Raw genomic sequence first — 23343 nt, forward strand, 5'->3', positions numbered from 1 at the left:
ATGCCCTGCGGGAGACCCCGTGACGCGCGTCGTGCGCATCGTCCACGGCGTGCCGATGCCCGAGGACGCCGTCCGGGTGCGGCGGGAGGCGACCCGCGCGGTGGTGCGCCGCGGCGACGACGTCCTCCTGCTCGTGTCCCGCAGCGGCGACTACCGGTTCCCCGGCGGCGGGCTCGATGCGGGCGAGACCGTGGAGCAGGCGCTGGCCCGCGAGCTGCTCGAGGAGTGCGGCGCCCGGCTCGACCGCGTCGGCGAGCATGTCCTGACGGTGGTCGACGAGCGGCCGGCCCGCGAGCCGGGCGCGGTGTTCGCGCACGAGTCGCGCTTCTACGCCTGCGACGTCCACGACGGTCTCGGACAGGTCGCGCACGACCTCCGGGAGCGCACCCTCGCCCTCGTGCCCGTCTGGGTCGACGTCCGGCACGCCCTCGCGGTGAACCGCGGCCTGCGCGACGCCCGCCTCGAGGCAGGGCCGTCGTCGTCGCCGGACACCGCGGCGGAGCCGGACGACCTCGCATGGATCGAGCGGGAGACGGTGGCGCTCGAGGTCGTCGCGAGCCGCTAGTCGGTCGGGCAGTAGAGCCGCATCTTCGCGTCGGTCGTGCGCTCGAGCGCGTGGCTCGACAAGGGCTTCCCGCAGCTCGCGCACGGGGTGGCCGGCAGCTCCGAGTCCACGACGGTCGCGTGGTCGATGTCGCCGAGCTGCGCGGGGCCGACGACCTTGGCCGCGAGTCGCGTGAGCCGGTCGGAGAACGCCCACGCCGACGCGCGGCGCCTCTCGCCCCTGGTGGGGCTCATGTCCGGTTCCAGAGGTCGGTCCAGCGGATGTCGAGGCTCTCGACCGCGCTGCGCACGAACGGCAGCGACAGGCCCACCACGTTCGTGTGGTCGCCCTCGAGCTCCTCGACGAAGGGGCCGCCGATGCCGTCGATCGTGAAGGCTCCCGCCACGCGCAGCGGCTCGCCGGTGCCGACGTACGCCTCGATCGTGGCGTCGTCGAGGTCCGCGAAGCGGACGGTGGTCGACACGACGTGGGACGTCGCGACCGGGCCGGTCGCTGGGCGCTCCCCGAGCCGGTCGAGGCGTACGACGTAGTGCCCGGTGCGCAGCACGCCCGTGCGTCCGCGCATCGCGCGCCACCGGGCTGCAGCCTCCGCGGCGTCGGCGGGCTTGCCGAGCGCGACGCCGTCGAGGTCGAGCACCGAGTCGCACGCGACGAGCACCGCGGCGGGCAGCTCGGCGCGGACGTCGGCGAGCACTGCCTTGCCCTTGGCGATCGCGAGGGCCTCGCACACATCTGCGGGCGAGCTGCGGCCCTCGGCTGCCAGCGCCGCCTCGATCGCGGGCTCGTCGACGCCGCTCACGCGGACGGTCGGCTCGATGCCGGCACCGCGCAGCAGCGCGAGCCGGGCCGGGGATGCCGAGGCGAGGACGAGCGGACGGTGCGGGGTCACAGGTCCAGTGTCACCGAGGGGCTGCCGAGGCGCGCCAGCCGCCCGCCGGGAGCGGGCCGCGGACGGTGCGCTGGTGCGCCGCCCAGCCCGCGGACGCGGGTGCGCTGCGCGGGTGCTCGGCGCCCGCCGAGCCGGCGGCGGCCACGACGGCGACCAGAGCCGCCACCTCGTCGGCGGTCGGGCCACCGCGCACGATGCGCAGCACCGGCCGCTCGGTGCTCTCCTCGGCGCTCACAGCGGGATGTTCCCGTGCTTCTTCGGGGGCAGCGAGGCGCGCTTGCTGCGCAGCGCCCGCAGCGCGCGGGTCACCTGGGCGCGCGTCTCGCTCGGCTTGATGACCGCGTCGATGTAGCCGCGCTCCGCCGCGATGTACGGGTTGGCGAGGGTGTCGTCGTACTCGGCGATGTACTCGGCGCGCATCGAGTCCGGGTCCTCGGCCTTGGCGAGCTCACGGCGGTAGAGGATGTTGACCGCGCCCTGCGCGCCCATGACGGCGATCTGCGCCGTGGGCCAGGCGAGGTTGACGTCGGCGCCGAGGTGCTTGGACCCCATGACGTCGTAGGCACCGCCGTACGCCTTGCGCGTGATGACCGTGACGAGGGGCACCGTGGCCTCGGCGTACGCGTAGATGAGCTTGGCGCCGCGGCGGATGATGCCGTTCCACTCCTGGTCGGTGCCCGGCAGGAAGCCGGGGACGTCGACGAAGGTCAGCACCGGGATGTTGAACGCGTCGCACGTGCGCACGAAGCGCGCGGCCTTCTCCGACGCGTCGATGTCGAGCGTGCCGGCGAACTGCATCGGCTGGTTGGCGACGACGCCGACCGAGCGGCCCTCGACGCGGCCGAAGCCGACGATGATGTTGGGCGCCCAGAGGGGCTGGATCTCGAGGAAGTCGGCGTCGTCGAGGACGGCCTCGATCACCTTGTGCATGTCGTACGGCTGGTTGGGCGAGTCCGGCACGACGGTGTCGAGCGTGAGGTCGTCGTCGGTGACGGCGAGGTCGGCCTCGATGTCGAACGCCGGCACCTCGTCGAGGTTGTTGCTCGGCAGGAACCCGAGCAGCGCCTTGACGAAGTCCATCCCCTCGACCTCGTCGGCGAGCATCGCGTGGGCCACACCGCTCTTGCTGTTGTGGGTGCGCGCACCGCCGAGCTCGTCGAAGCCGACGTCCTCGCCCGTGACCGTCTTGATGACGTCCGGACCGGTGATGAACATGTGCGAGGTCTTGTCGATCATCACGGTGAAGTCGGTGATCGCGGGCGAGTACACGGCGCCGCCCGCGCACGGGCCCATGATGAGCGAGATCTGCGGGATGACGCCCGAGGCCTGCACGTTGCGGCGGAAGATCTCGCCGTAGAGGCCGAGCGAGACCACGCCCTCCTGGATGCGCGCACCGCCGGAGTCGTTGATGCCGATCATCGGCACACCGGTCTTCATCGCGAGGTCCATGACCTTGACGATCTTCTCGCCGAAGACCTCGCCGAGGCTTCCGCCGAAGATGGTGAAGTCCTGGGCGAACACGCACACCGGGCGCCCGTCGACCGTGCCGTAGCCGGTGACGACGCCGTCGCCGTACGGACGGTTGTCGGGAAGGTCGAAGGCGTTGGACCGGTGCCGCGCCAGGGCGTCGAGCTCCACGAACGACCCCTCGTCGAGGAGCATCTCGATGCGCTCGCGGGCCGTGGCCTTGCCGCGGTCGTGCTGCTTCTGCACCGACTTCTCGGGCGCGGCATGGGCCGCGGCCTCACGGCGGTTCTCGAAGTCGGCGATCTTGCCCGCCGTGGTGGTCGGTGCAGGGGTCTGGCCCGAGATCTCCGGCGCTGCGGTCACCGCACGTCACCCATTCACTAGAAGAGCTGCCCGTCCCTCGTACCTTAGCCACGTGGCCCCCCCTGACTCCCGCCCCTTCGACGAGGTGCGACGCACCTCGCACGACCCCCGCTCCTTCGACGACGACGCGCTGCAGGACGCGCTCGACCGGGCGGGCGACTCGGCCTGGGGCACGGTGGCCGTGATCCCCTCCACCGGCTCGACCAACGCCGACGCCGTGGGGCAGGTGCAGGAGGGCGCGCCGGAGGGCTTCACCGTGGTCGCGGACGAGCAGACCGACGGCCGCGGTCGCCTCGGTCGCAGCTGGGCCTCGCCCTACGGCGCGGGCGTGGCGATGTCGGTCGTGCTCAGGCCGGTGGTGCCCGAGGCGGCCTGGGGCTGGATCCCCCTGCTCACCGGGGTCGCGGTGGTCGAGGCGCTGGCCGCCCAGGGGGTCGCCGCCCGGCTCAAGTGGCCCAACGACGTCGTCGTCGACGGCGACGCGCGCGACGGCACCCCCGGCCCGCGCAAGCTCGGCGGCCTGCTCGCCGAGCGGTCCGGGCCGGCCGTGGTGACCGGGATCGGGCTCAACGTCGACCTCACGGCCGAGGAGGCGCCCGTGCCTCGGGCCACCTCGACCCGGCTCGAGGGGGCCGACGTGGGCCGCGAGCAGCTCGTGGTCGACGTGCTCGTGGCCCTGCGCCGGCACTACGTGCGGTGGCAGCTCACCGGGGGGGACCCGGACCGCTCGGGGCTCCTCGACGCCTATCGGGAGGCCTGCCTCACCCTGGGCCGGCCCGTGCGGGTCCTCCTGCCCGGCGGGGGTGAGCTCGAGGGGACGGCGACCGACGTCGACGGCTCGGGGCGCCTGCTCGTCCGGGCCGCCGACGGCACCGCGCACACGCTCTCTGCGGGGGACGTCGAACATCTGCGCTGAGGATCTGACACGATCGAGCCATGGGTTACCCGACCAAGCTCCTGGCCGACGACGAGTCCATCGTCTACGAGCTCAAGCCGCACTGGCGCGCCCTCGTGATGCCGGTGATCGTGCTGCTCGTGACGCTGGCCGTCGGCATCTTCGCCATCGCGTCGTGGGACAACCCAGGCCTCCGCTGGACCGTCCTCGTGGTCATGCTGCTCGTGCTCGTGATCTGGGTCCTGCGCCCGTTCCTCTACTGGTTCACGACGCAGTACGTCATCACCGACCACCGCATCATCGTGCGCACCGGACTCATCTCGCGCTCGGGCCGCGACATGCCGCTCTCGCGCGTCAACGACGTCTCGTTCAAGAAGGGTGCGATCGAGCGGTTCCTCAACTGCGGCACGCTCATGATCGAGTCGGCCGGCACCCAGGGCCAGCTCATCATCAGCAGCGTCCCGGACGTCGAGGACATCCAGCGCGAGATCTACCGCCTGCACGACGAGGACGACGAGCGCCGCCGCAACAGGCCCTCCTCGCGCGACGTCTGACCGCGTCCCGGTGAGCGAGCAGGCCCCCCGCCCCGAGGACGTCGTCGACGCACTCGTGGAGAAGGTGCTGGGCACCCCTCGGTCGCTGCGGCACGACGAGGTGGCCGAGCTCTCCGGCGTCCCTCTGGTGGAGGCCCGGCGGCTGTGGCGCGCGATGGGGTTCGCCGACGTCGGCGACACCGTGGCCTTCACCGAGGGCGACCTCGGGGCGCTGCGCGAGCTCGAGAGCCTCGTCGCCCGCGACCTGCTCGACCGGGACGACGCGGTCGAGGTCACCCGCGCCCTCGGCCTCACGACGAGCCGGCTCGCCGACTGGCAGGCCGACACCTTCGGCCGGCTCCTCGCCGAGAACGGCGTCCTCGACCTCGACGACCCCCTCGGCCCCACGTCCGCAGCAGCGCTCGGGCGCGAGCTCGACCTGCTGCTGCCGGTGCTCGAGCGCCTCCTCGTGCACGTCTGGCGACGTCAGCTCGCCGCCGCCCTCGAGCGCGGTCTCGCCGACGCCGAGGCCTCCGGGGAGGTCGAGACGGGGCATCTCACCGTCGGCTTCGCCGACCAGGTGGGCTTCACCCGGCTCTCGCGCCGGCTCGAGGAGGACGAGCTGGCCCGGCTGGTCGAGCGGTTCGAGTCGCGCTCGGCCGACATCGTGGTGGGCAGCGGGGGCCGCGTGATCAAGACCCTGGGCGACGAGATCCTCTTCGTCGCCGCCGATCCGGCCGCCGCCGCCGAGGCGAGCCTGCGGCTCATCGCCGAGCACGAGGCCGACGAGGAGATGCCGCGCCTGCGGATCGGCCTGGCGACCGGCGTGGTCGTGACCCGGCGCGGCGACGTGTTCGGCACGACCGTGAACCTCGCCAACCGGCTCACCGCTGTGGCCCGCCCGGACACCGTCCTGGTCGACGCGGCGACGGCCGAGGTGCTGCACGACGAGCCGGCGTTCACGCTGCGCCCGGTGCCGCCGCGGGCCGTCCGGGGGATCGGTCTGGTCCGCCCCGTGCTGCTGGGCCGGGCGCCCGGCGCCTGAACCGCGAGGCGACCTCCAGCCCCCGGCCGCCGTGGTCGATACTTGGAGGGTGAACGTGGGGGCGGAGCAGGGCGCCATCGTCCCGTCGGGCCGCGTGCCCGACGAGGACTCCGCCCGCATGCGCTCGCTCATGGAGCTCGTGACGCTCGTGACGGCGTCCCGTGACTACGCCGACCTGCTCGACGTCATGGCCGAGGAGTCGCGGCAGGCGCTCGGCGCCTCGTCGGTGTCGCTGTCGGTCTGGGAGCGCGACCGCGGCCTGGTGCGCACGCTCGTCAACGTCGGCACGCTCGCGGCCAACCAGGACCGGCACCCCACCGACGAGGTGTACGGCCTCGCCGACCACCCGCTCGTGGTGCGGATGTTCACCGAGGGCGCCGCGTTCGTCCAGACCCGCGGAGACGTGCACGGAGACCTCGCGGTCGACCAGCTGCTCGAGCGCGACGGCCTGCACAGCGTGCTGTCGGTGCCGGTGCACCTCGACGGCAGGGTCTGGGGCGAGCTCTGGGCCGGCCGCACCGCCGAGCACCCGCCGTACTCCGAGGACGACATCGCCTTCGGACGCCTCGTCGCCACCCAGGTGGGCGCCGGCATCGCGCAGGCCGAGCACGTGGCGCGGGTCGAGCGGCTCGTCTACACCGACGACCTCACCGGCCTGGCCAACCGACGGGCCTTCGAGGACCAACTCGACATCGCGTTCGCCCAGCACCGCGAGAGCGGCGTGCCGGTGGGCGTGATCGTCGCGGACGTCAACGGGCTCAAGGCGGTCAACGACGCCCGCGGTCACGACGCCGGAGACCTCGTCCTCACCACGTTCGCCAGCGAGCTCGCCGCGGCCGCCGCCGTGCATGCAGGCGTCCTGACCGCGCGCCTCGGCGGCGACGAGTTCTGCGCCCTCACCGTCGGGATGCCGTCCGACCGCGTGGTCGCGCTCGCCGAGGACATCTGCCGCCGCGCCCACGAGGAGCTCGAGCACGGCGTGGCGTGCGGCATCGCGACCACCGAGGACCTCGGGTCGGCGGCCAGCACCCCCGCCCGCCTGCTGCGCGCGGCCGATGCTGCGCAGTACCGCGCGAAGCGGTCCGAGTCGCTGGTGCCGGTGGTCGCCGGGCGTCGTGCGTCCCCTGATGCGGCCTCGGGGGGGTCGGTCGAGGGCGACCGTCGCGCCTTCCGCGGTCGTGGCTCCCGCGAGCCCGGTGTGTTCCTCGACGTCGCGCTCGCCCGCCTCGACGAGGTGCCCGACCTCGAGGCGCTCGGCCGCCTGGTGGTGGTGGCGAAGGTGCTCGCGGAGACCGTCGACGCGGCGGGCTGGTTCGTCTCGCGCGTCATGCAGACGCTGGGCACGATCGAGACGGTGGAGTCCGGCGTCGCACGCACCGGGGAGATGAGCGACTCGGCGCGCTTCTTCGCCGTCGACGAGTTCCCGGTCGAGGAGTTCCCGGCGTCGTACGCCGCAGCCTCGGGCCAGGTGGTCGTGGTCGACGTCGACGACGCGCGCAGCGACCCCGCCGAGACCGCGCTGCTCATGGCCGGCGGCCTGAGCGAGATGCTCATGTGCGGGGGTTCCAGCGCCGGCGAGGCCGCGTGGCTCGTCGAGGTGGTCGGCGACGAGCTCTCCGCGCCCATGCGCCCCTACGCCAACGTCCTGCGCGCGGCCGTCGCCGTCGCGCTGCACCGATGAGCGCGGCCGCGGCCCGGGCGCCGCGCGTCATCCTCGCCGAGGACGACCCGCACATCTCGACCCCGCTGCTGCGCGCGCTGCGCCGCGAGGGCTACGACGTGCGCCACGTCGTGGACGGACCCGCCGCGCTCGCCGGCGGCCTGTCCGGCACGGCCGACCTGCTGCTGCTCGACCTCGGCCTGCCCGGGATGGACGGCCTCGACGTCTGCCGCACGTTGCGGGCGCGGGGCGCCGACCTGCCCGTGCTGGTGCTCACCGCCCGCACCGCGGAGCCCGACCTCGTCCTCGGGCTGGACGCGGGCGCTGACGACTACGTGGCCAAGCCGTTCCGGCTGGCCGAGCTGCTCGCGCGGATCCGCGTGCAGCTGCGGCGCACGGGCGCCGACGGCGACATCGTGACGGTCGGCCGCATCACGGTCGACAACAGCTCGCGGCGGGTGCTCGTCGACGGGGTGCCGGGCGACGTCGGCCTCACGCCCAAGGAGTACGAGCTCCTGCTCCTGCTCGTGCGCCGCGCAGGCACGGTCGTCAGCCGCGAGGTGATCATGCGCGAGGTGTGGCGCACCGAGTGGCTCGGTGCGACCAAGACCCTCGACATGCACGTGTCGACCCTGCGCCGCAAGCTCGGCCCAGCCGGCGCCCAGGTCACGACCGTCCGCGGGGTGGGCCTCCGGCTGGACTCGGAGGCCTGAGGTGCGGCGCCGGATCCTGCTGCTCGTGTTCAGCACCACGCTGTTCGCGCTGACCCTGCTCGGCGTCGTGCTGATGACCGTGATCTGGCAGATGACGACCGGCGCCGCGCAGTCGCGGGCCGACGGTGCGGCGTCGAAGCTGGCGACCGACGTGCAGGCGAAGGTGGCACTCGGCGTCAGGCCCACGGTCGAGGACCTCGAGCCGTTCGCGGTGAGCAACGGCGCCTACATCGAGGTCGTGGTGCCGAAGGACCAGCGGTGGGGCCCGGCGTTCGTCCTCAGCGCGGGGGAGCCGTTCGACGGCGCCGGCTTCGTCGGCACGGCCAAGGACGACTCGGTCACCGCCACGGTCGCGATCTCGACCGCGTCCAAGGTGCAGCAGGTGGTCGGCCAGGGCCTCATCGTGCTGGCGATCTCGCTCGGCGCGCTCGCCGCCGCCATGGCGGTGGCGTGGTTCTACACCCGTCGGCTCACCCAGCCGTTCGAGGACTTCAAGGAGTTCATCGCCTCGGTCGCGACGGGCGACCGGCGTGGGCTGAAGAAGCGCTACGGCCTCGCCGAGATCGACATGGTCGCCGAGGTGCTCGACACCGGCGTGAGCCGCTTCGACCAGATGCTCGAGCGCGAGCGCCAGGCGACGCAGGACGCCTCGCACCAGCTGAAGTCACCGCTCACCGCGATCTCGATGCGGCTCGAGGAGATCGCGATGACCGACGATCTCGACGTCGCGCACGAGGAGGCCACGGTCGCGCTCGCGCAGGTCGAGCGGCTCGCGGGCGTGGTCGACGAGGTGGTGGGCGTGATGCGCGGCCAGCGCTCGTCGATGCCGGTGGAGTTCGCGGTCGACTCGATGGTGCGCGACCAGGTGCAGGAGTGGCTGCCGGCGTACCGGGCGGCGGGTCGCGACCTGCGGGTCAGCGGACGGGACGGCATCCGGGTGGTGGCCGAGCCGGGCGCCCAGGCCCAGGCGCTCGCGACCCTGCTGGAGAACTCGCTCGCCCACGGGGCGGGCATCACGACCGTCAGGATCCGGCTGACCTCGGGCTGGGCCGTGGTCGAGGTGGCCGACGAGGGCGACGGCGTCGCCCCGGAGCTCGAGGGCCAGGTGTTCGACCGCACGGTGAGCGGGGGCGGCTCGTCCGGGCTCGGCCTCGCCGTGGCGCGCACCCTCGTGAGCGGCGACGGCGGCCGGCTCGAGCTGATCTCGCCGCGGCCGGCGGTGTTCGCGATCTTCCTGCCCGCGCTGCCCGAGACCGAGCCCCGGGCGGGGGTGGGGCAGGAGCCTCAGGCCGACGTGGCGATCGCAGCCTCGTCGGCGGCCTCGACGTCCTCCGGGAACACCCAGCGGCGGTAGGACCAGAAGCGGAACAGCGTGCCGAGCCCGAGGCCGATCACGTTGGCGCTGATGTTGTCGGCGAGCGCGCTGGTGAAGCCGAGCAGGTAGTGCGAGATCCAGAGGCAGGCGACCGAGATGGCCATGCCCACGCCGTTGAGCACGAAGAAGAGCAGGTACTCGCGGTGGAAGCTCGTGCGCCCGCGGTGCCGGAAGGTCCAGTAGCGGTTGCCGAAGTAGGCGAACGTCGTCGCGACCGCAACGCTCACGACCTTGGCCGTGAGGGGCTTGTCGTACATCGGGCCCTCGCCCCCGGCGAACCGCAGGAGGTTGAACAGGCCGACGTCGATCACGAAGGCGAAGGCGCCGACGACGCCGAACTTCGCGACCTCGTGCCAGAGCTTGTCGACCTGGTCGATCAGCCCTCGGACGAGACCGCGACGGCTGGGGGTCGTCTCGCTCACCGGCTGATGGTACCTGTCGCGCAGGAGGTGCCCGCACTGTGTGAGCGCTCCCGCTAGCCTCTCCCTGCTCCGCGCACGCGGGGGTTCGGACGCGGCGGAGGACGGCGTGAGCGCAGGTCGGAGCGGGTACGACGTCCGGCACGGCACCGATCGGGACGTTCCCGGCCTCGCCAGCGTGACGCTCGTCTCGCCCGACGGCGTCGAGGCCGTCTTCGTGCCCGCGGCCGGCATGGTCGGCACCTCGCTCACGCTCGACGGCGTGGACGTGCTCGCCCGTCGGGGCGGGATGACGGCGTACCTCGGAAAGGGGTCGACCTTCGGGATCCCGCTGCTCGCCCCCTGGGCCAACCGCCTGTCGGCGCCTACGCAGACCGTGGGCGACGCGACCTGGACCGTGGCCGTGGGCGACCCGCGCGTGCACGGCGACGACAACGGGCACCCCATCCACGGCCTGCTGGCCGGGGCGGCCGAGTGGGAGGTGGAGCACGCGGGCGCGTCCGACGACGCCGCGGTGCTGCGCGCCCGGCTGCGGTTCGACGAGTCGCTCGACTGCTTCGCGCAGTTCCCGTTCCGCCACGACCTCGTGGTGACGGTCGAGCTCGCCGGCACGGTGCTGCGGGTGACCACCGAGCTCGACGCAGTGGGGGAGCGGGCCGTGCCGGTGTCCTTCGGCTGGCACCCGTGGTTCGACTTCCCGGACGTGCCCCGCGCCCAGTGGGAGGTACACGGTCCGCTGCACCGCCGCGCCACCCTCGACGCCGAGAACATCCCGACCGGCGAGGTCGCCGAGACCCCGCTGCCGGAGGGGGCGCTCGGCGACGCCTTCCTCGACGACGTGTTCCTCGAGGTGCCCGACGGCACCGAGGTCACCGTCGCGGCCGGCCCGCGGGAGGTGGTCGTGCGCTACGTCCAGGGGTACGACGTGGCCGTCGTGTTCGCGCCGCTCATCATCGACACCGTGTGCGTGGAGCCGATGACCGCGCCGACCGACCCGTTCCGCGGCTGGTGGCCGCTGCGCACCTGCGAGCCGGGCGAGGCCGTGACGGCGGTCTACGAGATCGAGCTCCGACGGCGTCCCACTAGGCTCGGGGAGTGACTTCGTCCGTCGACGCCCACGTCGCGCCCGGGTTCCCCGTCGTGGGTGTGATCGGGGGCGGCCAGCTCGCCCGCATGCTGCAGCAGCCTGCCATCGCGCTCGGCGTCGGCCTGCGCGTGCTCGCCACCTCGATGCAGGAGAGCGCGGCCCAGGCCGTGCGCGACGTGCGGCTCGGCAACCACGACGACCTCGACGACCTGCGCCGGTTCGCGGCCGGGTGCGACGTCATCACGTTCGACCACGAGCACGTGCCGCCGCTGCTCCTGAAGACGCTCGAGGACGAGGGCGTCGCCGTACGCCCCGGGGGCCGGGCGCTCGTGCACGCGCAGGACAAGATCATCATGCGCGAGGCGCTCACCGCCGCCGGTGTGCCGTGCCCGCGCTGGGCCGCGATCGACGAGGTCGAGCAGCTCGAGGCGTTCGGCGCCGAGGCCGGGTGGCCCCTGGTTCTCAAGACCTCGCGCGGCGGGTACGACGGCCGCGGCGTCTGGGTGGTCGGCTCGTACGCCGAGGCGTCCGCGCTCATCGCGTCGACCGCGCTCAACCCGGGCGCCCGCTGGCTCGCGGAGGAGAAGGTCGACTTCGTGCAGGAGCTGTCGGCGCAGGTCGCCCGCAGCCCGCACGGCCAGGCCGTGGCCTACCCCGTCGTCCGCACCGTGCAGACCAACGGCATCTGCACCGAGGTCGTCGCGCCGGCTCCCGGCCTCACCGACGACGAGGCTGTCGCCGCGCAGCAGGCCGCGCTCACCGTGGCCAAGGCGCTCGAGGTGGTCGGCATGCTCGCGGTCGAGATGTTCGAGACCCGCGACGGCCGCGTGCTCGTCAACGAGCTCGCCATGCGCCCGCACAACTCCGGCCACTGGTCGATCGACGGCGCGGTGACCTCGCAATTCGAGAACCACCTGCGCGCGGTGCTCGACCTGCCGCTCGGCGACCCGTCCGCGATCGCGCCGTACGCCGTGATGGTCAACGTGCTCGGCGGCGACAAGGAGGACGGCCTCTACCGCGCCTACCTGCACTGCATGGCGCGCGACCCGGGGCTCAAGATCCACATGTACGGCAAGGACGTGCGGCCGGGGCGCAAGCTCGGCCACGTGACCGTCGTCGGGGACGACCTCGACGACCTCCTCGGGCGCGCGCACCACGCCGCCGGCTACCTCACGGGAGTCATCGATGAGTGACGGCCTCACCACCGCGGTCGGCGGAGTGCCGCTCGTCGGCATCGTGATGGGCTCGGACTCCGACTGGCCGGTCATGAAGGCCGCGGCCGAGGCGCTCGCGGAGTTCGGGGTCGCGCACGAGATCGGCGTGGTCTCCGCGCACCGCATGCCCGAGGAGATGGTCGAGTACGGCCGCACCGCGATCGACCGCGGCCTGCGCGTGATCATCGCGGGCGCCGGCGGCGCCGCGCACCTGCCCGGCATGCTCGCCTCGCTCACGCCCCTGCCGGTGATCGGCGTGCCGGTGCCGCTCGCGAACCTCGACGGCATGGACTCGCTGCTCTCGATCGTGCAGATGCCCGCCGGCGTGCCCGTTGCGACCGTGGCGATCGGCAACGCGCGCAACGCGGGGCTCCTCGCCGTACGCATGCTCGCGGCTGGCGACGACGAGCGCGGCGCCGTGCTGCGTCAGCGCATGGCAGCCTTCCAGGCCCAGCTCAACCAGAGCGCGAAGGACAAGGGCGCCACCCTCCGCCAATCCCTGTAGGGCTCCGAGTTACTGCCCAAATGGACGCTGAAGCGCTGCCTTCAACGAACATTTGGGCAGTAACTCGCGGACTTCAGAGGGTGAGGCGGCGGTACTCGATGACGGGGCAGCGGTTCATGACGACGTCGAGGCCGGCATCGCGGGCGCGGCGGGCTGCGGCCTCGTCGATCACGTCGAGCTGCAGCCACACCGCCTTGGCGCCCACGGCGATCGCGGCGTCGACCACCTCGCCGACGCGGCGGGAGTTCACGAAGCAGTCGACGACGTCGATCGGTCCCAGCGAGAACGACGCGTCCTCGACCGTCGCGTAGCCCTGCTCGCCGTGCACGGTCTGCGCGCGCGGGTGCACCGGCACGATCCGCTTGCCGTGCGACTGCAGCACGCGGGCCACGCCGTACGCCGCCCGCTCAGCGTTCTGCGACAGCCCGGCCACGACCCAGATGTCGGTGTCGCGCAGCAGCCGCTCGGCCGTCGCATCGTCGCCGTACAGGTCGGGGTCGGGGCTCACCTCATCCGCCGACGCGCGGGCGTCCGAGCGCCTTGACGTCCCAGCCGGCGGCGACCCAGCGGTCGACGTCGAGCGCGTTGCGGCCCTCGAGCAGCTTCTTGCCGGCGACGAGGGCGCCGATCTCGGCAGGGTCGAGCTCGCGGTACTCGCGCCACTCGGTGAGGTGCAGCACGACGTCGGCGCCGGCGAGGGCCTCGCGCACGTCGTCGCAGTACTGCGGGCCCGGGCGGGTGCGGCGCGCGTTGTCGAGCGCCTTCGGGTCGTGCACGCGGACGTCGGCGCCCATCTCGTGCAGCGTGCCGGCGACGTCGAGCGCGGGCGAGTCGCGGATGTCGTCGCTGTCGGGCTTGAACGCGGCGCCGAGCACGGCGATCCTCTTGCCGGTGACGTCGCCGTCGAGCAGCTCGGTGGCGACGTCGACCGCGCGCTTGCGGCGGCGCAGGTTGATCGAGTCGACCTCCGAGAGGAACGCCAGTGCCTGGTCGACTCCGAGCTCCTCGGCGCGGGCCATGAAGCCGCGCAGGTCCTTGGGCAGGCAGCCGCCGCCGAAGCCGACGCCGGCCTGCAGGAAGCGGCGTCCGATGCGTGCGTCGTGGCCGATCGCGTCGGCGAGCGCCACGACGTCGGCGCCGGTGGCCTCGCACAGCTCGGCCATCGCGTTGATGAAGGAGATCTTGGTGGCGAGGAACGCGTTGGCGGCGTTCTTCACGAGCTGCGCGGTCGCGAGGTCGACGACGACCCAGGGCATGCCCTGCTCGAGGATCGGGCCGTAGACCGTCGCGAGCTCCGCGGCGTCGGCGGGGTCGTCGACGCCGACCACCAGGCGGTCGGGGGAGAGGGTGTCCTTGACCGCGAAGCCCTCGCGCAGGAACTCGGGGTTCCACGCGAGGCGTACGGCGTCGCCCGCCGGGGCGAGCTCGCGAAGCGTGTCGCGCACCCACTCGGCGGTGCCGACCGGCACGGTCGACTTGCCGAGGACGAGCGCCGGCTCGGTGAGCAGCGGCGCGAGGTTCTCGACGGCCGAGCGCACGTAGACGAGGTCGGCGGCGTTGGAGTCCTTGCGCTGCGGCGTGCCGACGCACAGGAAGATGACGTCGCCGTTGTCGGCGGCCTCCTGGTACGACGTCGTGAAGCGCAGGCGACCGGTGGCCAGGGTGCGCTCGAGCAGGTCGTCGAGGCCGGGCTCGTAGAACGGGGTGTGCCCGGTGTTGAGCAGCGCCACCTTCGCCTCGTCGACGTCGAAGCCGACCACGTCGTGGCCGATCTCCGCCATCGCTGCCGCATGCACCGCCCCCAGGTAGCCGCAGCCGACGACGGTCACACGACGGGGCACGAACTCGTTCGACGTCATCCCTCGACCCTATCCGGGCAGGCGTGTCGAGGGTGTTTCACCCGCACCCGATCGGGGCTCGAGGCCCCGCGCGCGGCGGGGGTTACCGGTCGTTAACATCGGGAGCACCGTACGAGAGAAGGTGGCCACCATGGCCGGCAGCAGCGATTTCGACCTGTACCGCCCGCGCGAGGAGCACGACCTGCTCCGCGAGGCGATCCGGGCACTGGCGACCGACAAGATCGCGCCCCGCGCAGCGGAGATCGACGAGACCCACGAGTTCCCGCACGACGTGCTGGCCGCGCTGACGGCGTCGGACTTCCACGCGATCCATGTGCCGGAGGAGTACGGCGGCGCCGGTGGCGACGCGCTCGCCGCGTGCATCGTGATCGAGGAGGTCGCACGCGTCTGCGCGTCGTCGTCCCTCATCCCGGCGGTCAACAAGCTCGGCTCGATGCCCCTGATCCTGGCCGGGTCCGAGGAGATCAAGCAGGCCTACCTGCCGAGGCTGGCGCGCGGCGAGGGCATGTTCTCCTACGCGCTGTCCGAGCCCGGTGCTGGCTCCGACGCCGGCGGCATGACCACCAAGGCCGTGCGCGACGGCGACGACTGGGTGCTCGACGGCGCCAAGCGCTGGATCACCAACGCCGGCGTCTCGGAGTACTACACCGTGATGGTGCTGACCGATCCGGAGAAGCGGACCCACGGCGGCATCACGGCGTTCGTGGTGGAGAAGGGCGACGAGGGATTCTCCTTCGGCGCTCCCGAGCGCAAGCTCGGCATCCAGGGCAGCCCCACCCGCGAGCTCTACTTCGACAACGTGCGCATCCCCGACTCCCGCCGCATCGGCGAGGTCGGGGAGGGCTTCGCGATCGCGATGCAGACCCTCGACCACACGCGCGTGACCATCGGCGCGCAGGCAGTCGGGATCGCGCAGGGCGCGCTCGACGCGGCCGCGGCGTACGCCAAGGAGCGCAGCCAGTTCGGCAAGGCGATCGCGGAGTTCCAGGGCATCCAGTTCATGCTCGCCGACATGGCCATGAAGCTCGAGGCCGCCCGCCAGCTCGTGTACGTCGCTGCCGCCAAGAGCGAGCGCAACGACGCCGACCTCACGTTCTTCGGCGCTGCCGCCAAGTGCTTCGCGTCGGACGCCGCGATGGAGATCACCACCGACGCCGTGCAGGTGCTCGGCGGCTACGGCTACGTGAAGGACTACCCCGTCGAGCGCATGATGCGCGACGCCAAGATCACCCAGATCTACGAAGGCACGAACCAGGTTCAAAGGATCGTGATGGCCAGGAAGCTGCTCGAGCAGTACTGACCTGAGCGGTCAGAGCCGTCCGCCGGTCGACCACCTGCGTCGCCACGGCACGTCCGGGTTCGGGGCGACGACGAGGGTCTCCAGCGCGCCGGCCGGCCACCGAGCCTCGGTGCCGGTCCAGTCGAGCAGCTCGTGCTCGACCGAGTCGTCGAGCGGCTGGCCGGCGTCGTCGAACCCGGGCACGGCGGGGCTGCGCACGATCCCGACCATGCGAGCCGCCATCTCCGCAGCATGGCACCGGCCGGTGCCCTCGGGCGCGTCGACGGCGGATGTCGCCCGTTCGGGGACACTGCGACGGCAGACGGGGCCATGATCTGCCCATGCGGAGCCTCCGGTGGACGGTGCCCGTGGCTGCGGCCGGGCTGCTCCTGGCCGGCTGCGCCTCGGGGCCGTCGGCCCCCGCCGAGTCGTCCACGAGCGCGGCTGCCTCGTCGCCCGGGCCCCTGCTGCTCGGTCCGGTCGGCCTGGCGGACGTCGACGGCACCGCCTGGGTCGCCTGGTCCGCGAGCGGCGTCGTCACGTCGATCGACGCCGACGGGGTGCCGGGGGAACCGGTGCCCGTCGGCGACACCCCGCTGCGGATGGCGGTGCTCGACGGCTCGCTGTGGGTCACGACCATCGCCGACGGCCGGCTCACCGAGGTCGACCCCGCCACGGGCACCGTCGGGCGCAGCGTCGACATCGGCGATGAGCCCGAGGGGGTCGTCGCGTTCGACGGCCATCTGTTCGTCGTGCTGCAGAAGGAGGCGGCCCTCGTCGAGGTGGACCCGGCGAGCGGCGAGGTGGTGGCGCGGTACGACGTCGGGGGTGCTCCCCGGCTCGTGACCGGCGGGCTCGGCTCGCTGTTCGTCACCGACTTCGAGGGCGGTCGCATCGTGCGCGTCACGCCGCGCACGGGCAAGGTCACCGCGTCGAAGGTGGCGTGCCCCGGGGCTCAGGACGTCGCGTACGTCGACGGCACGGTCTACGCGAGCTGCATGGACGACGACGTCGTGCTCGGGCTCGACCCGGACAGCCTCGCCGAGGTGGCCCGGTTCGCCGTCCCCGGCGACCCGGACGGCCTCGCCGCGGGGGTCGCGGGCAGCCTGCTGGTCGGGCTGCAGGAGGGCCCGGGCGCGGTGTACGTCGACCTCGGATCGGGTGCGGTGTCGCCCCTGTTCGACGCCGACGCCGGTGGCCTGCGGGACCGGTCGAACGTCGACGTGCTCCAGCTCGCCGGGTCGGCGCTCGTGAGCGACGCCCTCGCCGACGCCGTGGTCGTGCTCTCGGTCGAGGGCGCCGGCTGAGCGCGCTCGCCTGATCCTGCGGCAAGGTACGGGTGACCCAGCCATCGGGGGCTTCGACCACCTCGTCGGCGCCGAGAGCGCGGTCCTGAGGGCTTCCTCAGCGGTGCACGGCGGCAGGCATGGACATCGCAGGCGCGAGGTCGCGCGCCGGTCCGGGCCGCCCGAAGTGCCAGCCCTGGCCGTAGTCGACGCCGTGCCGGCGGAGGGTCTCCGCGTCGTCCTCGGTCTCGACCCCCTCGGCGACGACGGCGGCTCCCGCAGCGTGCCCGAACTCCACGAGGGAGTGCACGAGGGTCGCGAGCACGTCGTCGTGGGTGAGGCCGTCCACGATCGACCGGTCGAGCTTGATGACGTCCGGCTTGGTCAGCACGATGTGGCGCAGCGAGGAGAAGCCCGCGCCGACGTCGTCGATGGCCAGGCGCATCCCCTTGGCGCGCAACGGCTCGAGGCCGTAGGCGAGCGCGTCGTAGTCCTCCACCTGGTCGTGCTCGGAGAGCTCGAGCAGCACCCGCTCGGCGTCCACCCGCTCGAGGAGGTCGAGGGTCTGGGGGAGCAGCAGCGTGGCGGGGGAGACGTTCATCGCCACGTAGCCGCCGACCTCGTCGAGGTGGTCCGCCGCGCGCTCGAGGGCGAGGAGCTCGAGCCGGTGCCCGATGCCGATGCTGTGCGCCTGGGCGAAGCACATGTCCGGGGCGAGCTCCCACTCGGCGGGGAAGCGCGACAGCGCCTCGGCGCCCACGCGAGCGCCGTCCGACAGCCGCACGATGGGCTGCAGCACCACGACCGGTCCGCCCGAGCGCATCAGGGGCAGCAGCCGGCTCTCGATCTCGTCGCGGACGACCTGCTCGCGCAGCTCCGGCTCGAGGATCACCGAGGCCGCCCGGGCGAGCACCTCCATGAGGGCCTGGTCGCGCTTGGTCAGCCCCTTGTCGGCCGTGAGCCCGGCCGCGCAGAGGGTGCCGTAGAGCGTCCCGTCCGAGAGCGTGACCGGGACGGAGACGTAGCTGCGGATCCGCGGCAGCCTCGCCGCGGGCAGCCCCATGGCCCGGGGGTGCCGCGTGACGTCGGTGATGACGTGCGGGAGGTCGCCGTCGAGGATCGCCTGGCAGAACGACGTGGCTTGCACCTGGGTCGAGCCCTCGCGGAAGAGCAAGGCCGCCGGCCCGCTGGCCTCGACCACCTCGAGGTGCTGGGTGGTGCCGTCGAGGCGCGACAGGAACGCCACCGAGAGGCGCAGCGAGTCCTTGGCGGTCTCGAGCAGCTCGGCGATCTGCTGGGCGGTGTCGGTACGACGGTGTCGGGCCACGACTACTTGTCGGCCGAACCGGGTGTGTCCTGAACCCCTCGGACGGCCCCGCTGCGGTGACGCTCCGCAGTCCGATGGCTGAGGTGAGCGCTCCCACGGTGCGTTCACGTGACCCTCCGTGCAACTCGTGCAACGAGCATCACCGCAGGTCGTACAACCTTGAAGGACAAGGGATCGCGGAGTTCACACATATGTTGCAGCAACGACTCGCAACACTTGCAGGGTGTGCGTTAGCGTCGCGTCAGCAGCCCGTCCGGGGGGGCGGTAGCTGATCGGGGAGGCTCTCATGGATGCACGGATCGACCTCGGGCTCGACCACGAGCACGCGTTCTTCGCGCACGAGGACCCGCGGTACCTCATCTGCGCGTGCGGGCAGTACGCCGTCCGCACCCGCGACATGATCGGCCAGTCGTCGGTGCGTCTCATCGAACCGCCGCAGCCGGTGCTGCGGCTCGACACCAAGCTCGCCCAGTCGGCCTGATCAGACCTCGGCGCGCGGGCCGCTCTTCGGGCGGCGCAGCCCGGCCGCGGTCAGGCGCGCCACGAGGTCGCGCGAGGTGACGAGCTCGGCGCCCGCCTCGAGCGCGAGCGGGTGCAGGTGCTCGGGGATGTCGTAGTGGTCGCGCTCGAACCCGCGCCGGGGCACGCCCAGGCCCTCGGCGAAGCTGTGGAGTTCGTCGTACGACACGTCGCTCACCATGTGGCCCCACCACCGCTCGCGGTGCCACCACTTCGGCGGGTCGATGAGGATGGCCACCGGGGCAGCGTACGGGGAGCGGCCGGACGCAGAGGTCGTCAGCTGCAGAGGTCGTCGGCGGCGGTGCGCGGCTTGTCGGCCGTGGCCGAGGGCGACGCGCTCACGACCTTCACCTTCTGCGCCGCCGTGTACGCCGAGCCGACCGTGATCTCGAACGTCGGGCCGAAGCCCTTCACCGCCACGAGCTTCGCACCCGGGAGCGACGCGGCGAGGGTCTTCACCGACTCGCTCCACTCGGAGTCGTAGCGGATCACGGTGGTCTCGCCGACGGTCGCCGGTGCATTGGCCGGCGTGCCGACCACGACGAAGCCGACGGCCGCGAGGTCGGTCGCGGCCGTGGCGCCGAGGCCCTGCACGTCGGTGCCGTTGAGCACCTTCACCCTGATCGTGCCGGGCGCGACCGTGACGGACTTCGCCGGCTTGGGCGAGACGAGCGGCTTGTCGTCGCGGATGGCCGCGAAGAGCTCGGCCGACTTGACCTTGTCCCAGATCAGCACGTCGCCGAGTTCGGCGTCGCGGACGTTGCCCGAGATCGGCACGGTGGTCATCGCGATGCGGCCCGGGCTGATGCCCTTGAACCGGTCGACGAGGTCGAGCATCTGGTCGGTGCCGAGCGAGTCGTCGGTCTTCATGCTGCTCGCGACCGCGGACAGGAAGTTGTCGACGGTGACCGGGTTGGTCAGGGTGCCGGCCGAGAGCGCCTTGCTCGCCATCGCCGCGACGAACTTCTGCTGGCGCTTCATGCGGCCGATGTCGGCTGTCGGGTCGATGTAGCGGGCGCGGACGTAGGCGAGCGCCTGGGCGCCGTTCACCGTCTGCTTGCCCGCGGGCAGGTCGAGGCCGGAGTTCTTGTCGGTCGTGGCCCTGGGCAGGCAGACCTCGACGCCCCCGAGCGCGTCGACCATGGTGAGGAAGCCCTGGAAGTTGATCTCGGCGTAGTGGTCGATCGTGATGCCGGTCATCTTCTCGACCGTCTCGACCATGAGCTTCGGGCCGCCGACGGCGTACGCGACGTTGAGCTTGCCGGCCCTCGAGCTGTGCCGCTTGCCCTCGCTGTCGGTGAAGGCGGGGATGGTGGCGCGGGTGTCGCGCGGGAGCGAGACGACGCTGATGCTCTGCCCGTCGCCGGACAGGTGCACGAGCATCATCGTGTCGGTGTGCTGGCCGTAGTCGTCGTAGCCGAGGTGCAGGGCCTTGCGCTGCTGGTACGACAGCCCGGCGCGGTCGTCGCTCGCGACGACCAGCATCGTCAGCGGCTCGCCGTCCTCGAGGGCGCCGCCCGAGGTGCCGGCGTCGACCCTGATGATCTGGTTGCCGTAGCGGTTGGCCGCGGCCCAGCCCGCCCCGCTCGTCAGCAGGATCGCGACGGACGCCACCGTCGCGGCGACCCGGAGGCCGCGGCGCGGGCGTGCGGTGGGAGCAGAGCTCATGCGGGGAAGTCCTCGTCCGATCGACAGGGCCTGACCACGGTACGACGCACGGGGGCCCGTGCCGGTGCCGCAACGCCGGGGTCGAGTGACGTGACTCACGTCGCTCCGGCGCCCCCTACGCTCGTCCCGACATGAGCGAGCAGACCCCTCCGCCCCCCGGCGTCTCCATCGTGGTGCCCGTCCTCGACGAGGAACGGCACCTCGAGGACGCCGTCGCGCGCCTGCTCGGCCAGCGCTACGACGGCCCGCTCGAGGTCGTGCTCGCGCTCGGACCGAGCACCGACGGCACCGACGGGATCGCCGCGCGGCTCGCGGCCGCCGACCCGCGGCTGCGGCTCGTGCCCAACCCCACCGGACGCACCCCGGCCGGCCTCAACGCGGCCATCGCCGCATCGACGTACGACATCGTGGTGCGCTGCGACGGCCACGCGCTCGTGCCGGACGACTACGTCGCGATCGCGGTCGAGGTGCTGCAGCGCACCGGTGCCGACAACGTCGGCGGGATGATGGCGGCCGAGGGCACGACGCCGTTCGAGCGCGCGGTGGCTGCGGCGATGACGTCCCGGCTCGGTGTCGGATCGGCGTCGTTCCACACCGGCGGGCAGGAGGGCGAGGCGCTCACGGTCTACCTCGGGGCCTTCCGCCGCTCGGCGATCGACCGGGTCGGCGGCTACGACGAGACGATGGTCCGCGCGCAGGACTGGGAGATGAACCACCGGATCCGCGAGAGCGGCGGCCTCGTCTGGTTCACCCCGGGCATGCAGGTGACCTATCGCCCGCGCAGCACGGTGAAGGCGCTCGCCCGTCAGTACCTCGAGTACGGCCGGTGGCGGCGCGAGGTGGTGCGCCGCTACCCCGACACCCTCAGCATGCGCTACCTGGCCGCGCCGGTCGCGGTGGCGGGCGTGGCCGTGGGGACGGTGGCGGGCGTGGCCGCGGCGGCCGGTGCGCCGTCGTGGCTGGCGCTGGGCTGGCTCGCGCCCGCGGGCTACGCCGCGCTCGTGACGGTGGGCGGCGCGGCCGCGGCCCGGCACGAGGGCGTCGCGGTGGCCGCGCGGATGCCGCTGGTGCTCGCGACGATGCACGGCTCGTGGGGGTTCGGGTTCCTCACGTCGCCGCGCGACGTCGCCTCTAGCTGACGCAGACGTTCTCGTCCGCGGGCTTGGCGGTGACGCCCGAGCTGGGCGACCCGGAGCCCGACGACTTGATGACGACGGTCTGCGTGCCCGTCCAGTCCTTGCCGATGGTCAGCGTGAGGACGTTGCCGCTGCCCGTGGCTGTGCGCTCGCCGGCCTTGGCCGCGAACGCCAGCGTGCGGGCGGACTCGTCGTACTTCGGGTCGTAGTCGACCGTGGTGACGTCGAGGATCTTCGGGGCGGTGGCCACGCCGACGACCACGAAGCCCTGCGCGGCGAGCTGCTCCGCGGCCACGCGTGCCTGGCCGTCGACCCCGCTGCCGTTGAGGACCTTGACCCGGACCGCGGACGGCGCCGTCGTGAGGACCGCGCCGTCGAGCTTGGAGGCGCCGGGCGGGTAGGCGGTGTCGTTGATCATCGACTGCCAGATCGGGTCGGCCTTGGCGTCGTTCCACTCGATCGTGGCGCCGTCGCTGCGCGCGACCCAGGGGACGGTGACGAACTTGACCTTGGACGGTGTGAGCCCCTGCATCGACACGGCCAGGCCCGTGAGGTCGTCGACGGTGCCGAGGCCGGTGTCGACGGTGAGCGACTCGGACACCGAGACGAGGACGGAGTACAGCGTGCCGGCATCGGTGAGCAGGCTCTTGGACTGCACCTGCCGGATGAGAGCCGAGAGGAACACCTGCTGGCGGTCGATGCGCGAGAGGTCGCTGCCGTCGCCGAGGGTCTTGCGCGCCCGGGCGAAGGCGAGCGCCTGGGTGCCGTCGAGCACGTGCGTGCCGGCGTCGAGCTTGAGGCCGGAGAGGGGGTCGTCGACGGCCTCGGCCAGGCAGATCGGCACGCCGCCGACGGAGTCGACGACGGCCTGGAAGCCCTTGAAGTCCACCACCACGAAGTGGTCGATGCGCACGTCGGTCAGCGCCTCGACCGCGCGGATGGTGCAGCTCGGGCCGCCGGCGGAGAACGCCTCGTTGAACCGTCCGGTGACCGTGCTGGTGTCGCCGTCCTTGCACGAGGGGCGGGTCACCCAGGAGTCGCGGGGGATGCTCACCGCGAGCGCGCGCGACCGGTCGGCCGACACGTGCAGCAGGATCGTGGTGTCGCTGTGGCCGTTGCCCGACGCCGTGGTGCCCGGGTTGCCGAAGTCGTCGCCCTGGCCGGTGCGGGTGTCCGTGCCCATCACGAGGATGTTGAGCGGCTCGTACTCGGTGGGATCGGTCGGCGCGGGCTTGGTCGGGCGGTTGGTGCCGGCCTGGATCTCCTGCTTGTCGATGTTGTCGTTGATGCCCTGCAGGCCGGCCCAGGCGACCGTGCTGCCGAGCGTGGCGACGACGGTGACCGCGGAGGCGACGGCGACGGCGATGCGCACGGTCCGGTGGCCGTGGGCGCCGGCGATGCGGGACGCCTGCACCGGACGCGGGGTCTCCGCGGGCGCGCCGTCGTCGGGGGTGCTCACCCGGTGATTCTACGGGCGGTGTCGCGGGCGGACGTCCGGGAGCGGGTGCGTTCGGTTACCGGTCAGATTGCTACGAAAAG

26 protein-coding genes are annotated in these 23343 nt (G+C 72.7%); 14 read left to right on the forward strand and 12 right to left on the reverse strand.

Features of this window, described 5'->3' with window-relative positions; genetic code table 11:
- Positions 1-19: 19 nt before the first annotated feature.
- A complete protein-coding gene (locus tag ACFQGU_RS03125) occupies positions 20-565 on the forward strand; it encodes an NUDIX hydrolase (protein ID WP_386763888.1) in 546 nt (181 codons plus the stop codon).
- Here the strand turns inward: ACFQGU_RS03125 and ACFQGU_RS03130 are convergent.
- Genes ACFQGU_RS03130 through ACFQGU_RS03145 form a run of 4 tightly spaced genes read right to left on the reverse strand, consistent with a single transcriptional unit; the run spans position 562 to position 3266 of the window.
- The gene (locus ACFQGU_RS03130) at positions 562-798 is read right to left on the reverse strand and encodes a hypothetical protein (RefSeq protein WP_386763889.1); all 237 of its coding nucleotides are present in this window, start codon (positions 796-798) and stop codon (positions 562-564) included. The genes ACFQGU_RS03125 and ACFQGU_RS03130 overlap by 4 nt on opposite strands.
- Complete coding sequence (locus ACFQGU_RS03135; protein ID WP_386763890.1) at positions 795-1454, reverse strand: Maf family protein; 660 nt, start codon at positions 1452-1454, stop codon at positions 795-797. The genes ACFQGU_RS03130 and ACFQGU_RS03135 overlap by 4 nt, the downstream gene beginning before the upstream one ends.
- A 10-nt stretch (positions 1455-1464) precedes the next feature.
- On the reverse strand, positions 1465-1689 hold the full coding sequence (locus ACFQGU_RS03140; RefSeq protein ID WP_386763891.1) for an acyl-CoA carboxylase epsilon subunit: 225 nt from the start codon (positions 1687-1689) through the stop codon (positions 1465-1467).
- Positions 1686-3266 carry an acyl-CoA carboxylase subunit beta gene (locus tag ACFQGU_RS03145; RefSeq protein ID WP_386763954.1) on the reverse strand — a complete coding sequence of 527 codons (1581 nt, stop codon included), beginning with the start codon at positions 3264-3266 and terminating at the stop codon, positions 1686-1688. The genes ACFQGU_RS03140 and ACFQGU_RS03145 overlap by 4 nt, the downstream gene beginning before the upstream one ends.
- A gap of 70 nt (positions 3267-3336) precedes the next feature.
- Between ACFQGU_RS03145 and ACFQGU_RS03150 the strand changes: the two genes are divergently transcribed.
- The 6 genes from ACFQGU_RS03150 to ACFQGU_RS03175 are packed head-to-tail and all read left to right on the forward strand — an operon-like array spanning position 3337 to position 9484.
- A complete protein-coding gene (locus ACFQGU_RS03150; protein ID WP_386763892.1) occupies positions 3337-4200 on the forward strand; it encodes a biotin--[acetyl-CoA-carboxylase] ligase in 864 nt (287 codons plus the stop codon).
- Between the two features lie 20 nt (positions 4201-4220).
- Positions 4221-4733, forward strand: coding sequence for a PH domain-containing protein (locus ACFQGU_RS03155; RefSeq protein WP_386763893.1), 513 nt, complete (start codon positions 4221-4223; stop codon positions 4731-4733).
- A gap of 10 nt (positions 4734-4743) precedes the next feature.
- On the forward strand, positions 4744-5757 hold the full coding sequence (locus ACFQGU_RS03160; RefSeq protein WP_386763894.1) for an adenylate/guanylate cyclase domain-containing protein: 1014 nt from the start codon (positions 4744-4746) through the stop codon (positions 5755-5757).
- A gap of 49 nt (positions 5758-5806) precedes the next feature.
- Positions 5807-7438 (forward strand): GGDEF domain-containing protein, encoded by a 1632-nt coding sequence (locus tag ACFQGU_RS03165; RefSeq protein WP_386763895.1) that lies wholly within the window; start codon positions 5807-5809, stop codon positions 7436-7438.
- Positions 7435-8130: a response regulator transcription factor gene (locus tag ACFQGU_RS03170; protein ID WP_386763896.1), complete on the forward strand. Its 696-nt coding sequence runs from the start codon at positions 7435-7437 to the stop codon at positions 8128-8130. The genes ACFQGU_RS03165 and ACFQGU_RS03170 overlap by 4 nt, the downstream gene beginning before the upstream one ends.
- Before the next feature lies 1 nt (position 8131).
- Positions 8132-9484: a sensor histidine kinase gene (locus ACFQGU_RS03175; protein WP_386763897.1), complete on the forward strand. Its 1353-nt coding sequence runs from the start codon at positions 8132-8134 to the stop codon at positions 9482-9484.
- Here the strand turns inward: ACFQGU_RS03175 and ACFQGU_RS03180 are convergent.
- Entirely contained in the window at positions 9415-9951 is a 537-nt protein-coding gene (locus ACFQGU_RS03180; RefSeq protein ID WP_386763955.1) for a GtrA family protein, read from the reverse strand. The genes ACFQGU_RS03175 and ACFQGU_RS03180 overlap by 70 nt on opposite strands.
- An 82-nt stretch (positions 9952-10033) precedes the next feature.
- Here ACFQGU_RS03180 and ACFQGU_RS03185 point away from each other — a divergent pair, with 82 nt between their 5' ends.
- The 3 genes from ACFQGU_RS03185 to purE are packed head-to-tail and all read left to right on the forward strand — an operon-like array spanning position 10034 to position 12730.
- Positions 10034-11023 (forward strand): aldose 1-epimerase, encoded by a 990-nt coding sequence (locus ACFQGU_RS03185; protein ID WP_386763898.1) that lies wholly within the window; start codon positions 10034-10036, stop codon positions 11021-11023.
- Positions 11020-12204 (forward strand): 5-(carboxyamino)imidazole ribonucleotide synthase, encoded by a 1185-nt coding sequence (locus tag ACFQGU_RS03190; RefSeq protein WP_386763899.1) that lies wholly within the window; start codon positions 11020-11022, stop codon positions 12202-12204. Before ACFQGU_RS03185 ends, ACFQGU_RS03190 begins: the two co-directional genes overlap by 4 nt.
- Positions 12197-12730, forward strand: coding sequence for a 5-(carboxyamino)imidazole ribonucleotide mutase (gene purE / locus ACFQGU_RS03195; RefSeq protein WP_386763900.1), 534 nt, complete (start codon positions 12197-12199; stop codon positions 12728-12730). Before ACFQGU_RS03190 ends, purE begins: the two co-directional genes overlap by 8 nt.
- Positions 12731-12803: 73 nt before the next feature.
- On the opposite strand, the gene ACFQGU_RS03200 is transcribed toward purE, so the two are convergent.
- Together ACFQGU_RS03200 and ACFQGU_RS03205 are read right to left on the reverse strand one after the other, a co-directional pair.
- Positions 12804-13220 carry a CoA-binding protein gene (locus ACFQGU_RS03200; protein ID WP_386763956.1) on the reverse strand — a complete coding sequence of 139 codons (417 nt, stop codon included), beginning with the start codon at positions 13218-13220 and terminating at the stop codon, positions 12804-12806.
- Positions 13221-13239: 19 nt separating this feature from the next.
- The gene (locus ACFQGU_RS03205; protein ID WP_386763901.1) at positions 13240-14589 is read right to left on the reverse strand and encodes a UDP-glucose dehydrogenase family protein; all 1350 of its coding nucleotides are present in this window, start codon (positions 14587-14589) and stop codon (positions 13240-13242) included.
- A gap of 130 nt (positions 14590-14719) precedes the next feature.
- On the opposite strand from ACFQGU_RS03205, the gene ACFQGU_RS03210 reads away from it, so the two are divergent.
- On the forward strand, positions 14720-15889 hold the full coding sequence (locus tag ACFQGU_RS03210; RefSeq protein WP_386763902.1) for an acyl-CoA dehydrogenase family protein: 1170 nt from the start codon (positions 14720-14722) through the stop codon (positions 15887-15889).
- A gap of 9 nt (positions 15890-15898) precedes the next feature.
- On the opposite strand, the gene ACFQGU_RS03215 is transcribed toward ACFQGU_RS03210, so the two are convergent.
- On the reverse strand, positions 15899-16111 hold the full coding sequence (locus ACFQGU_RS03215) for a hypothetical protein (RefSeq protein WP_386763903.1): 213 nt from the start codon (positions 16109-16111) through the stop codon (positions 15899-15901).
- Between the two features lie 98 nt (positions 16112-16209).
- On the opposite strand from ACFQGU_RS03215, the gene ACFQGU_RS03220 reads away from it, so the two are divergent.
- Positions 16210-17175, forward strand: a complete 966-nt coding sequence (locus ACFQGU_RS03220; protein ID WP_386763904.1) for a Vgb family protein — start codon at positions 16210-16212, stop codon at positions 17173-17175.
- A 97-nt stretch (positions 17176-17272) separates the two neighbouring features.
- On the opposite strand, the gene ACFQGU_RS03225 is transcribed toward ACFQGU_RS03220, so the two are convergent.
- On the reverse strand, positions 17273-18481 hold the full coding sequence (locus tag ACFQGU_RS03225; protein ID WP_386763905.1) for an EAL domain-containing protein: 1209 nt from the start codon (positions 18479-18481) through the stop codon (positions 17273-17275).
- A gap of 286 nt (positions 18482-18767) precedes the next feature.
- Between ACFQGU_RS03225 and ACFQGU_RS03230 the strand changes: the two genes are divergently transcribed.
- Complete coding sequence (locus tag ACFQGU_RS03230) at positions 18768-18962, forward strand: hypothetical protein (protein WP_386763906.1); 195 nt, start codon at positions 18768-18770, stop codon at positions 18960-18962.
- On the opposite strand, the gene ACFQGU_RS03235 is transcribed toward ACFQGU_RS03230, so the two are convergent.
- Both ACFQGU_RS03235 and ACFQGU_RS03240 read right to left on the reverse strand, forming a co-directional pair.
- Positions 18963-19238: a DUF4031 domain-containing protein gene (locus ACFQGU_RS03235; protein ID WP_386763907.1), complete on the reverse strand. Its 276-nt coding sequence runs from the start codon at positions 19236-19238 to the stop codon at positions 18963-18965.
- Between the two features lie 38 nt (positions 19239-19276).
- Positions 19277-20668, reverse strand: a complete 1392-nt coding sequence (locus ACFQGU_RS03240; protein ID WP_386763908.1) for an LCP family protein — start codon at positions 20666-20668, stop codon at positions 19277-19279.
- Between the two features lie 131 nt (positions 20669-20799).
- Here ACFQGU_RS03240 and ACFQGU_RS03245 point away from each other — a divergent pair, with 131 nt between their 5' ends.
- Positions 20800-21807, forward strand: a complete 1008-nt coding sequence (locus tag ACFQGU_RS03245) for a glycosyltransferase family 2 protein (protein ID WP_386763909.1) — start codon at positions 20800-20802, stop codon at positions 21805-21807.
- Here ACFQGU_RS03245 and ACFQGU_RS03250 read toward each other — a convergent pair.
- Entirely contained in the window at positions 21800-23263 is a 1464-nt protein-coding gene (locus ACFQGU_RS03250) for an LCP family protein (protein WP_386763910.1), read from the reverse strand. The two genes, ACFQGU_RS03245 and ACFQGU_RS03250, sit on opposite strands and share 8 nt — an antisense overlap.
- Between the last annotated feature and the right edge of the window lie 80 nt (positions 23264-23343).

This window comes from Longivirga aurantiaca, assembly GCF_042660085.1.
GTDB lineage: Bacteria > Actinomycetota > Actinomycetes > S36-B12 > CAIYMF01 > Longivirga > Longivirga aurantiaca.